This is a genomic window from Deltaproteobacteria bacterium (assembly GCA_016210005.1).
Lineage (GTDB): Bacteria > Desulfobacterota > Binatia > HRBIN30 > JACQVA1 > JACQVA1.
In genome coordinates this window covers 1-11,373 of sequence record JACQVA010000213.1, presented here as the reverse complement: position 1 = coordinate 11,373, position 11,373 = coordinate 1, and the positions used below count along the sequence as shown (strand labels likewise).

Genomic DNA, 11,373 nt, shown 5'->3' with positions numbered 1-11,373 from the left:
GCCTCGATGCGCATGCGAATCGCATCGATCGCACCGACCGGAAAAACCAACCCCGCCGCTTCCACCACCGCCGTCACGCATGTACGTCTACCGCAATCCAACCTCCGTGTCCAGAGGCCACAAGTCGGGCAGGGTCAGCCCCTGGGAGAGGGCTGGGGTGAGGGTCATGTGCGAGCAACCCCTCACCCTCACCTTCTCCCGCAAGAGGGAAACCTGGTGGCCGTGCGGATCCGAATGGAAGGAGCTGACGTCCATGGCCCACTGAGACGCTGGAGCGCTGGCGAGCCTCGGCGGTCCGGGAAGAGAAGCGGACTATTCGCTCTAGAATTAAATTCTGCCGAATGGTAATAACTTCGACGATGGGTGCGCGATCCGCTGTTCGGCCGGCCAGCCCGGCGCCGATCTTGCGTCGCGAGCGCGAACGAGCATTCCGCAGCCGCCTGATTCTGGAAGCGGCCGAGGAGGTCTTTGCCGCCCGCGGTTTTCAGGGGGCGTCCATCGAGGAGATCGCCGCGCGCGCCGAGGTCGCGATTGCCACCCTCTACAACATGTTCGGCAGCAAGGAGGCCATCTTCGCCGCCCTGGTGGAGTATCGCCAGAACGAGTGCTTCGAGCAGGTCCGGACGTTCGCGCGCACCGGATCGACACCGCGGGCGCAAGTCGAGCGATTGGTCGAGGCGATCTTTCGCTACTTCGATGCCCATCAAGCGGCGTTCCGCATCTACGTCGGGGCCACGCACGGCTTTCCCTGGCACATCCGTTCATCGCTGGGCGAGCGGTCGTTCGCCAAGTACCAGGAGCTTCTCGAATTGCTTGCCTCGCTCGTCGGTGTGGCCGTGCGGCAGGGGGCCTACGCCGCCGCTGATGATGATCCGACCCGTCTGGCCGCCGCGGCCATGGGCGTGCTCAACGGCTTACTCACGCGGCGGCACACCGGCAATGCGCGCGCGGGTCTGGACGACGAGATCGCGCGCGCCAATGCACTGATCGCGCGCCTGCTCGGTATGTCAGCGGCGGCGAAATCGTCGCGCGTGCGATCTCGGCCGGGAACGCGACGCAGATGAATCGCGTCATCCTTCTCGGCGGGTATCTCGCTCTGCTCTGCGCCTGCGCGAACGGGCCAGTCGACAGCACGCCGCTGCCCGGCACCACCCTCGAAGTGCAAGCGGCGATCGCACGCACCGCGCCGATCGCGAACACGATCGAGCTCGTGGGCTCACTCAACCCGCGCGACCGGATCGTCATCTCGGCGGAGGTCGGCGGCACGGTCGCGGAAGTCCTGGTGGACTTCGGAGACCGCATCGCGCGCGATGCCCTCCTCCTGCACCTCGACAGCCGCGAGGCCGCACTGCGCGCCGACGTAGCCCGCGCGGCATTGGCGCAGGCGGCCGCCGCGTGCGAGCAGGCGCGCACCGCTCACAAGCGGGCGACTGCCATGCACCGGCAGCAGGTCATCTCGGAACAGGAGTTCGACCGGGCGGTGAGCGAGTGGCGGATGGCCGAGGCGAACCGCGATGCCGCGGCGAAGCAGTTGGCGCTGGCCGAAAAACACCTCGCTGATACGGCGCTGCGCTCGCCGGTTACCGGATTCGTTGCTGCCCGCCATGTTGCCGTCGGGCAGTATGTCACCGCCTACGCACCGGTCATGGAACTCGTCGTTGTGGATCCGCTCAAACTGCGGCTCGATGTGCCCGAGCGCTTCGCCGCGGCCATGCGCGAGGGGCTCTCGGCGACGGTGGAACTGGAGGCGTTTCCCGGCGAGCAGTTTGCCGCGACCGTCACGCGTGTAGGGGCCACGCTCGACGGCGCGACCCGTACGCTGCCCGTCGAAAGCACGGTGGCCAATCCCGATGCCCGCTTGAAGCCCGGACAATTCGCCAAGGCGCGCATCGATCTCGGCATGTACGACGCGGTCGTCGTGCCGCGCGCCGCCATCGACAGCTTTGCCGGAACGCAGCGCGCCTTTGTCATTCGTGACGACGGCCGCGTCGAGGCCCGCACCGTGTCGCCGGGCCGCGACCTGGGCGAGGAGGTCGTGATCCTCGATGGCATCCACGCCGGGGAGACCGTCGTCGTCTCGCATCTCGAGCGCCTTACCGATGGCACTGCGGTGCGCGCCGTCCCGGCGGGCACGTCATGATCCTCGCCGACCTCTGCATCCGGCGCCCGGTGTTCGCCAGCATGCTCGTGGGGACGCTGCTCGTCCTGGGATGGTTCTGCTACCGTCGGCTCGGCGTCGACCTCTTCCCGCGGGTCGAGATTCCTACGGTGACGGTGACGACGACGCTGGTCGGTGCGGGCCCGGAGGAAATCGAGACGCGGGTCACCAAGCCGATCGAGGAAGCGATCAACACCATCAGCGGGATCGACGAGATGCGCTCGGTGAGCATCGAGGGGGTGTCCCAAGTGCTCGTGCTCTTTCATCTGGAACGGTCGCTCGACGCGGCGGCCCAAGACGTGCGCGACAAGGTGGCCGCCATCGTCGCCCAGCTTCCCGAGGGCACCGACCCGCCGGTGGTCGACAAGTTCGACATCGACGCGACGCCCATCATGTATCTCACGGTGAGCGGCGGCCGCGAGCTGAAGGAGCTGACCGAGATCACCAAGAAACGGATCAAGGAACCCCTGGAAAGCGTGCTGGGAGTGGGGGCCATCAAACTCGTCGGCGGGCGCGAGCGGGAGATCCAGGTGGCCGTGCAGGCAACCAAGCTGAATGCGTATGGGCTCACGGCACCGCAGGTCGCCCACGCCGTCGCCATGCAAAACGTCGAGGTGCCCGGTGGGCGGCTCGTGACCGGTCCGCAGGAGACCGCGGTGCGCACCCGGGGCCGCGTCGAGCGCGTCGCCGATTTTGCCGACATCCAGGTCACCAATCGTGACGGGAAGCCCGTGCGCATCCGAGACCTCGGCACGGTCACGGACGGGATCGTCGAACCGCGCAGCGTGTCGCGCTACAACGGCACCAACGCCGTCACGCTCTCCGTTCGCAAGCAAAGCGGCGCGAACACCGTCGCCGTGGTGGATGCGATCCGGGCGCGCCTGCCCGCGCTCACGGCCACTTTGCCGGCTGGCGTACAGCTCGACATCACCCGCGACTGGTCGGCGTTCATCCGCAACGCGGTGGAGGAAGTGCAACAGCACATGGTCCTGGGCGCCATCCTCGCCAGCATCGTGGTGCTGGTGTTCATGGGCAACCTGCGCGCCACGTTGATCGCGGCGGTCGCCATTCCGACCTCCATCATCGCCACGTTTGCCGTGATGTACGCGGCCGGCTTCAGCCTTAATCGCGTGACGCTGCTGGCGCTCACCTTGGCGGTGGGCATCGTCATCGACGACGCCATCGTCGTGCTGGAGAACATCTGGCGGTTCATGGAAGAGAAGGGCTTGACAGCCTTTCAAGCCGCCTCGGCGGCGACGGCTGAGGTGGGCTTGGCGGTCAGTGCCACCACCCTCTCGCTCGCGGTCGTGTTCGTCCCCGTGGCCTTCATCACCGGCGTCGTCGGCCAGTTTTTGAAGGGCTTCGGGTTGACCTTGGCGTTTGCCATCATCGTCTCGTGGCTGGTGGCGTTCACGCTCACTCCCACGTTGTCGGCCCGGCTGCTGCGCACCCGTCGTGGCGGGGAGCGCTCGCGGGAGTCCCGCTTTTATGACCCCATCGACCGCGGGTACATGCGACTCCTGCGCTGGTCGATGCGGCACCGCGGGGTGTTGGTCCTGGTGGCGCTCGCGCTGATTGCCGCGACGCCGTATCTGGCGCGGCGCGCCGGGGGTGCGTTCATGCCCGAGGACGATCGCGGCGAGTTCGAAGTGAACCTCAAACTTCCCCAGGGCTCGTCGTTGCAGCAGATCGACACCATCCTGCGCGACATGGAGGCCGCCATTCGTGCGTTGCCGGAGATTCGCGGCCTGCTGACGACCGTCGGCGGCACGGCCGGCGACGACATCACTCAGGCGCAGATCTTCGTCGTGCTGCACGACCAGCACGCGCGCCCGCGGGAGCAGTTCGCGGTGATGCAGGACGTGCGAGATCGCCTCCAACGCTTCCGTTCGCGGGTGCGGGTCACGGTTGACAATCCGCCGCCCGTGAGCGGCAGTGGGTTCGGCGGGTCGGAGCTGCGAATCGACATCCGAGGACCCGATCAGAGCGAGATCGACCGCGCCGCCGCCCGAGTGCGGCGGATCATGGAGCAGACAGCGGGCGTGGTCGACATCGACAGCAGTGCGGTGGCAGGCAAGCCCGAAGTCCAGCTCGCGATTGGCCGCGACAAGGCCGCCGATCTCGGCGTCCAGGTGGCCGACATTGCCGGTATCGTGCGCACCTTGATCGCCGGCGATGTCATCACTCAATACAAGGAAGCCGGCGAGCTCTACGACGTCCGGCTCCGGCTGGTGGCCAGCGACCGCGAGCGCGTGGCGCAGTTGGCAGAGCTGACGGTGCCCTCGGCCAAGGTCGGTCGCGTCCGGCTGGACAACCTGGTCGAGTTCCGCGCCGGCACCGGCCCGTCGCACATCAACCGCCACAGCCGCCAGCGTCAGATCAGCTTGTACGGCAACATCGCGCCCGGCCACGCTTTCGGGGACATTCTCAACGACATCATGCGCCAGGCCAGGGGCCTCGGTTTGCCGGCCACGTACACCGTCGCCGCCTCCGGGCGCGGGAAGCTGTACGCCGAGACGGTGACCGGCTTTCAGGTCGCGCTCAGCCTGTCGGTGATTTTCATGTACATCGTCCTGGCGGCGCAGTTCGAGAGCTTTCTCCACCCGCTGACCATTATGCTGTCGCTCCCACTGTCGGTGCCATTTGGGATCTTCTCGTTGTGGGTCACCGGCAACACGCTGAATCTGTTCAGCGGGATGGGGATGCTCTTGCTGTTTGGGATCGTGAAGAAGAATGCCATTCTCCAGATCGACCACACCCTCGCCTTGCAGCGCTCGGGGTTGCCGCAAGACCAGGCCATCCTGCAGGCCAACCGCGACCGTCTGCGGCCGATCCTGATGACCACCATCTCGCTGGTCGTCGCCATGATTCCGGCCGCGCTCGCGCGCGGGGCCGGCGCGGAGGTCGCCAAGGCCATCGCGATCGTCGTGATCGGCGGCCAGTCGCTCTGCTTGCTCATCACGTTGCTGATCACGCCGGTGGCGTATTCGCTCTTCGAGGACCTGGCCGTGCGGCTCCGGCTCCCCAAACGGCAGGCGGCGGTGCAGGAGGCCGCCGGACAGCCCTCGCGCTGAGGCAAGTGAAGTTGTCTCCGGCAGTTCGGCGATCTCCCCTCGGTGGTGCATTCGCGAGCCGCTGACGGCGGCTGGCCGGATCAGCAGCGGCAAAATCCTTGGTGACGCATGGAACTCGCGCTGAAGGCGGGGACATCAGCCTCGATGCGAAAAGCAATGGCTCGCGCAAACCCGCCAAGCCGCGAAGGGGCCAGAAAAAATGTGCCGCCACCAGGACCGTGAACGCCGCGGCGCGCACCGCTCGCCCTACGCCGACACCGGCGCCCGAGCCGGCGGCGTCAGCGGCATCGCCCGTACCCGCCCGCCGCGGCTCTGTTGGACGAACAACGTGGAAGCTTGCGCTCTCAACGAAAGAGGTCGAACTCGCGAGCGCGCAACAGCTTGGTGCCGCCGCCGTCGCCGCGGTGGTATTCGTAACCGCGGATGATGGCGGCCGGGATACCGGCGCCTTTGCGCATCACCAGGCCGGCGGCGGCGGCCAAGGCATCGGCCTGGGCATTGACGGTGTGGTGTAGCTCGCGCCCGCCGAGGTCGCGCTGGCCGCGTAAGTCCAGCAGCGGCTCCATGCCGGCAACGCCCAGGGCGAAGTCGACCAGCCCCTCACGCCAGGGGCGGCCGAAGGTGTCGGTGATGATCACCGCGACGGTGCGCTCAGTCCGGCTGCGGATCCCCTCGGCGAGCCGGCGCGCCGAGGCATCGGGATCGCTTGGAAGCAGAATCACCGTTTCATCGTCGAGACTGTTCGATTCATCGACGCCGGCGTTGGCGCACACCCAGCCGGGGCCGGTCTCGACGATGAGATGGCCGCGGTCCATTTTGACGATGCGCTTGGTCTGGCTCAGGATCACTTCGAGCACGCGCGCATCCTTGTCGGAGGCGAGGGCGGCGAGCTGCCGCGCGAATGGCGAGGGGGTAACGCTGGGCAGCGCCACCACGCGCCCTTCTGCTTTGGAGACGATCTTCTGGCAGACGACGACGATGTCGTCCTCGAGCGGGCCGAGTTGCGCTCCGACAATGGCGCCGGTGAGGAGGGCGCCGAGGTCGTCACCCGGACGAATCAGCGGCACGCCCGCAACCGGGAACACGGTGAAGCTCACGCCTGTACCTCCTGCAGCAGCGCCGCCGCCAGCGCCCGCGACTTCGCCGCCGTCGTCATGATGGTGTCGGTGACGAGAGTGCGCATGCCCAAACGCTCGATGCGCGGTGCGTGGGCCGCGTCGCGCCGGTCGAGGACGAAGAGGTCGACGAAGTCGCGGTAGAGCTGCGCCACACCGAACGGTGAGACCTCGTGCCCCAGTCCGCGCAGCAGACGGTGGGCAGGTCCCTTGATCGGGGCTCCGCCCACGATCGGACTGACCGCGGCGATGCGCGCTGCCGTGGTGCGCAGCGCCGGGCGCACGCCCCGCAGCCCGACGATCGGTCCGATGCTCACGATCGGATTGCTCGGCGGTATGATCACAATCTGTGCCTCACGGATCGCAGCCAGTACCCCGGTTGCCGGCCGCGCCCGCCGCAAGCCGGCGAACTCGACCCGTTCGACCCGCCCGCGGCCGCCGCCTTTGACCAGATAGCGCTGAAACGCCACCGGGCCGCGGCCGCGCAGGTGAACGACGGTGCGCACGGGGTCATCGCTCATCGGTAGCAACCGCACCCGCAAGCCATGACCCGCGGCGATTGCGCCGGTGACGGTGGACAGCGAGTCGCCGCGGCGCAGCCGCTCGGTGCGGAAGATGTGTGTCGCCAAGTCCTGGTCGCCGAGCTGAAACCAGGTTTCGGGATAATACCGCGCCAGCGCGCCGAGGCAGGCGAGCGAGTCGCCGCGCACCCCCCAACCCGGCCGCGGCGCGACTCGGCCCGCCAGCGTGTAAGTGACGGTGTCGAGGTCGGGCGAGACGTGCAGGCCGAAGAAGGTGTCGTCGTCGCCGGTGTTGACGATGACGGTGAGCTGTGCCGGCTCAAGAAGGCAGTGCAGGCCCCGCAGCAAGCGCGCCGCGCCCACTCCGCCAGCCAGCACGGTCACTGGTTTCCTGCCGCCCATTGCTTTCGCCTGCTCCCGTTGCTTCGAGCCGCCCATAGGTGGTGGTGCGCTGCACCGGGATGCGGCCCATGCCCGCGATCAGCGCCCGGATCTCGCCGACGGGAAGATACTCGCCGGCATCGGCGCCGGCCAAGCGGGAGATGGACTCCTCCATCAAGGTGCCGCCGAAGTCGTTGCACCCGGCCGCCAGGGTCAGCTGCGCCAGCTCGGTGCCCAGCTTGACCCACGAGGTCTGGATGTTGTCGATCGCGCCGCGCAGCAGCAAGCGGGCGCAGGCGTACATGCGCAAGTCCACCGCGCCCTTGGGCGGCGGATTCACCAGCCCCTTCTGGTACAGCTTGGTGTAGGTGTGGATGAAGCGCAGCGGCACGAACTCGGTAAACCCGCCGGTTTCTTTTTGTATCGAGCGGATCAGCTCGAGATGGCGCGCGACGTGCTCGGGTTGCTCGATGTGGCCGTACATCAGCGTCGAGCTGGTGCGCACCCCCAAGCGGTGAGCGGTGGTGATGATCTCACGCCAGGTGCTTACACTCACCTTCTTGTGGCTGAGGACTTCGCGGACTTGGTCGTCGAGGATCTCGGCGGCGGTGCCCGGGATGGTGCCGAGGCCGGCGTCGCGCAGCATGCGGATGTAGTCGTTATAGCTCATGCCGGTACGGCGGGCGCCGTACATGATTTCCATCGGCGAGTAGGCGTGGATGTGGATCTGCGGAAAGCGGGCTTTGATCGCCACCAGCATGTCGCGGTACTCGAAGGCGTCCATTTCGGGATTGATGCCGCCTTGCATGCAGATCTCGGTGGCGCCGCGCGCGAGCGCGTCCTGCACCTTGTCCAGCACGTAGTCGGCGTCGTGGTTGTAGGCCTCCTGGTCGTTGCGCAAGCGGGCAAAGGCGCAGAACTGGCAGCCGACGAAACAAATGTTGGTCCAGTTGATGTTGCGGTTGATGACATAGGTGACTTCGTTGCCGGCATCGCAGGCGCGGACGTGATCGGCGGTCTTGACCAGTGCGGCCAAGTCGGCGCCGGTAACGCCGAGCAGATGCACGCCCTCGGCGACGCTCAGCTCGTGAGCGCAAAGCGCGCGTTCGAGAATTGCACGCGTAGCCGGAGAGGCGGCGGCCACCACCGTGTCGAGCGGCCGCGGATCGTTCACCAGCTCACGGATGTGACGGGTCAACATGGCAGGACTCCTTCGGCCGTGAACGCGCGCACGCGCGCCCGCAGCTCGGGATCGAGAAAGCCTGGCCGATCGATAAACTCGTCGTAGATCGGCAGGCGCGGTGTGAGTTTGGCGCCGGCGCCGCGGCAGGTATCCGCCAGCGCGGCGACGTGGGGCCAGGGGGCCTCGGGGTTGACGTAATCCCGCGTCAGCGGCGAGATGCCGCCCCAATCATTGATCCCGGCGTTGAGGATGAGGCGGTGATCGTAGGGGCTCAGGTTGGGCGGCGCCTGGATGTTCATGGCCGGCATCAGCAGGCGGCAGACCGCGATCGTGCGCGCCAGCTCGAGCGTGTCGGGCTCGGGGCTCACCGCCATCGCGCTGCTCGGCTTGGCGCGGAAATTCTGCACGATGACTTCCTGGATGTGGCCGCAGCGCTGGTGCGCGGCGCGAATCGCCAGCAGACTGGTAACGCATTCGGCGCGGGTCTCGCCGATGCCTACAAGAATGCCGGTGGTGAAGGGGATCTGCAGCTCGCCGGCTTCGTGGATCATTTGCAGGCGCAGTGCCGGGTCCTTGTCGGGGGCGTGATGGTGCGGGCCGCCTTTTTGGCAGAGCCGCGGGCTCATGCTTTCCAGCATCAGCCCCATGCTCGCGTTTACCGGCTTGAGGCTAGCCATCTCAGCTCGGGTCATCAGCCCGGCATTGGTGTGCGGCAGCAAGCCCTCGGCGAGCGCGATCTCGCAGGCGCGCCGGACGTACTCGATGGTGGTGCGGTGGCCGAGCGCGGCCAGCGTAGTGCGGTAGGACTTGAACACCAGCTCCGGTTTGTCGCCGAGGCACAGCAACGCTTCGCGACAGCCGCGAGCACGGCCGTCGCGCGACCAGGTCCGGATCTCGTCCGGCATCATGGTCCAGGCCTCCGGATCGTTCGGATCCTTGCGAAAAGTGCAGTAGCCGCAGAAGTCACGGCAGAGGTTGGTGACGGGCAGAAAGACTTTGGGGGAGTAGGTCACCGTGCTGCCCTTGTACCGCTCGCGCAGCCGCCGTGCACCGGCGAAAAGCTCAGGCAGGCGCTGATCGTCGAGGTTGATCAAGACCTCGGCTTCAGTCTGAGTGACCTGCTCGCCGGCAGCGGCACGTTCCAGCGCAGCGGCGAGTACGTCCGAAGTCAGTCGCGGGTCAGGGGCAGCCCACGCAACGGTGCCAGCGGCTTGCATGCGTGCTCAGTGAGAAACCGACGCGGTTATAGGGAAGGGTCATCAGGCAGTCAACACGGCGTCGGCCTTCGACTTACCGGGACCGCCCCGACTGTGGTAAGCAGCCGGCGATGGCAGCGCTGGTGGAACGACTCTTTCACTTGCGTCGCAATGGCACCGACGTGGCGACCGAGCTGATCGGCGGGGCGACTACGTTCGTGACGCTGTCGTACATCATCTTCGTGCAGCCGGCGGTGCTGGCAACCACCGGGATGGATGCTGGGGCGGTGCTGGCTGCGACCTGTCTGTCGTCGGCGTTCGCCACCGTGCTGATGGGGCTGTGGGCCAACTATCCGATCGCGGTGGCGCCGGCAATGGGGCACAATTTCTACTTCGCCTTCATGGTGGCCGGGCCGGTGGCCGCCGGTGGCATGGGCTATTCCTGGCAAGTGGCGCTGGGCGCCAACTGCGTTGCCGGGATGGTGTTCTTGCTGCTGTCGCTGGTCGGACTGCGCGAGCGCTTGTTGGAAATCATTCCCGATTCGCTCAAGCACGCGATTGCCGCCGGCATCGGTTTGCTGATCGCGCTGGTCGGCTTCGAGTGGGCCGGGCTGGTGCGCCCGGCGCCGGGAACATTCATCGCTCTCGGCCACTTGCACCATCCGGTAACGCTGGTGGCGGCGGCGGGCACGCTGCTGACGGCCATGCTGGTGGCTCGCGGCAACCGCGGCGCCATTCTCATCGGCACCGTGCTCACCGGTGCCGCGGCCGTGACGTTCGGGCTGGTACCGTATCACGGCGTGTTTGCCGCGCCACCGGCGCTGGGCCCGACCTTCGCCCAGCTCGACATCCGCTCGGCGTTGCGCCCCGACTTGGTGGCGGTGATCTTCGTGATGTTCTTTCTCGGCTTGTTCGACACGGTCGGCACGCTGGTGGGGGTGGCCGAGCAGGCCGGCTTTCTGCAAGACGGCCGGCTGCCGCGCGCGCGCCAGGCGATGGCCACCGATGCCGCCGGCACCATTATCGGCACGGTGCTGGGGACCTCGACCGTGACGGCTTACGTCGAGAGCGCGGCCGGGATTGCTGCCGGAGCGCGCAGCGGGCTGGCCAACTTGGTTACCGCCGCCTTGTTCATCGCGGCGTTGTTCTGCGCACCGCTGGCGCGGATGGCCGGCGAAGGGGTGCGAGTCGGCGAGGCGACGCTGTATCCGATCGTAGCGCCGGCGCTGATCATGGTCGGCAGCTTCATGATCCGCGGCATCAGCCGGGTCGACTTCAGTGACACCCCGGCGGCGATGGCGGCATTCCTGGCGATCGTGACCATGCCGTTCACCTTTTCGATCACCGAAGGGATCGCCTTCGGCTTCATCGCCTACGCCGCGTTGATGCTCGCCGCCGGCCGCGGCCGCCAGGTACATCCGCTGCTGTACGTGTTCGCGGCGCTGTTTGTGATTCGCTACGCCTTCCTGATGTAAGCCGGGGCGCCGCCGTCCTACTCGCTCCCGCCGCCGGCGGTTGGCCGGCCACGCCGAATCGCCAAACGCGGGTGAGCCGCGCTGAGCGCCGCGGTGGCACCAGCCAAGTAGGGGCGGACACCTCTCGCCGACCTGATCCTGCCCGAGAAGTGTTCGCTGGACACGGTGACGTGAGATGTTAGGGTCCTTCAGCAAGCTTGGCAAAGACTTTGAAGAACTCGGCGATGTCGTCCATGCGTGGCAGCCCGATCCAGAGAGCCTTGGTGCCTG

At 67.2% G+C, this 11,373-nt stretch carries 8 protein-coding genes; 4 read left to right on the top strand and 4 right to left on the bottom strand.

The window, feature by feature from the left end; translation table 11 throughout:
- Nucleotides 1–359 precede the first annotated feature (359 nt).
- The 3 genes from HY699_20640 to HY699_20630 all read left to right on the top strand — a co-directional run bounded on the left by HY699_20640 (nucleotide 360) and on the right by HY699_20630 (nucleotide 5,232).
- Entirely contained in the window at nucleotides 360–1,064 is a 705-nt protein-coding gene (locus HY699_20640; GenBank protein ID MBI4518216.1) for a TetR/AcrR family transcriptional regulator, read from the top strand.
- 95 nt (nucleotides 1,065–1,159) lie between these two features.
- Nucleotides 1,160–2,140, top strand: a complete 981-nt coding sequence (locus tag HY699_20635) for an efflux RND transporter periplasmic adaptor subunit (GenBank protein ID MBI4518215.1) — start codon at nucleotides 1,160–1,162, stop codon at nucleotides 2,138–2,140.
- On the top strand, nucleotides 2,137–5,232 hold the full coding sequence (locus HY699_20630) for an efflux RND transporter permease subunit (protein ID MBI4518214.1): 3,096 nt from the start codon (nucleotides 2,137–2,139) through the stop codon (nucleotides 5,230–5,232). The genes HY699_20635 and HY699_20630 overlap by 4 nt, the downstream gene beginning before the upstream one ends.
- Before the next feature lie 344 nt (nucleotides 5,233–5,576).
- Here HY699_20630 and cofE read toward each other — a convergent pair whose 3' ends face one another.
- The 4 genes from cofE to cofG are packed head-to-tail and all read right to left on the bottom strand — an operon-like array spanning nucleotide 5,577 to nucleotide 9,649.
- Complete coding sequence (gene cofE, locus HY699_20625) at nucleotides 5,577–6,329, bottom strand: coenzyme F420-0:L-glutamate ligase (protein MBI4518213.1); 753 nt, start codon at nucleotides 6,327–6,329, stop codon at nucleotides 5,577–5,579.
- A complete protein-coding gene (locus tag HY699_20620) occupies nucleotides 6,326–7,270 on the bottom strand; it encodes a 2-phospho-L-lactate transferase (protein MBI4518212.1) in 945 nt (314 codons plus the stop codon). The genes cofE and HY699_20620 overlap by 4 nt, the downstream gene beginning before the upstream one ends.
- A complete protein-coding gene (gene cofH / locus HY699_20615; GenBank protein MBI4518211.1) occupies nucleotides 7,188–8,450 on the bottom strand; it encodes a 5-amino-6-(D-ribitylamino)uracil--L-tyrosine 4-hydroxyphenyl transferase CofH in 1,263 nt (420 codons plus the stop codon). The genes HY699_20620 and cofH overlap by 83 nt, the downstream gene beginning before the upstream one ends.
- Nucleotides 8,444–9,649 carry a 7,8-didemethyl-8-hydroxy-5-deazariboflavin synthase CofG gene (cofG, locus tag HY699_20610; protein ID MBI4518210.1) on the bottom strand — a complete coding sequence of 402 codons (1,206 nt, stop codon included), beginning with the start codon at nucleotides 9,647–9,649 and terminating at the stop codon, nucleotides 8,444–8,446. The genes cofH and cofG overlap by 7 nt, the downstream gene beginning before the upstream one ends.
- Before the next feature lie 110 nt (nucleotides 9,650–9,759).
- Between cofG and HY699_20605 the strand changes: the two genes are divergently transcribed.
- Nucleotides 9,760–11,103 (top strand): NCS2 family permease, encoded by a 1,344-nt coding sequence (locus HY699_20605; GenBank protein MBI4518209.1) that lies wholly within the window; start codon nucleotides 9,760–9,762, stop codon nucleotides 11,101–11,103.
- Nucleotides 11,104–11,373: the final 270 nt, after the last annotated feature.

Excerpts from the sequence above, each read along its gene's own strand:
- HY699_20620 (MBI4518212.1), bottom strand. The coding sequence starts at position 7,270 with ATGGGCGGCAGGAAACCAGTGACCGTGCTGGCTGGCGGAGTGGGCGCG.
- HY699_20605 (MBI4518209.1), top strand. The coding sequence starts at position 9,760 with ATGGCAGCGCTGGTGGAACGACTCTTTCACTTGCGTCGCAATGGCACC.
- cofG (MBI4518210.1), bottom strand. The coding sequence starts at position 9,649 with ATGCAAGCCGCTGGCACCGTTGCGTGGGCTGCCCCTGACCCGCGACTG.
- HY699_20630 (MBI4518214.1), top strand. The coding sequence starts at position 2,137 with ATGATCCTCGCCGACCTCTGCATCCGGCGCCCGGTGTTCGCCAGCATG.
- cofH (MBI4518211.1), bottom strand. The coding sequence starts at position 8,450 with ATGTTGACCCGTCACATCCGTGAGCTGGTGAACGATCCGCGGCCGCTC.
- HY699_20640 (MBI4518216.1), top strand. The coding sequence starts at position 360 with ATGGGTGCGCGATCCGCTGTTCGGCCGGCCAGCCCGGCGCCGATCTTG.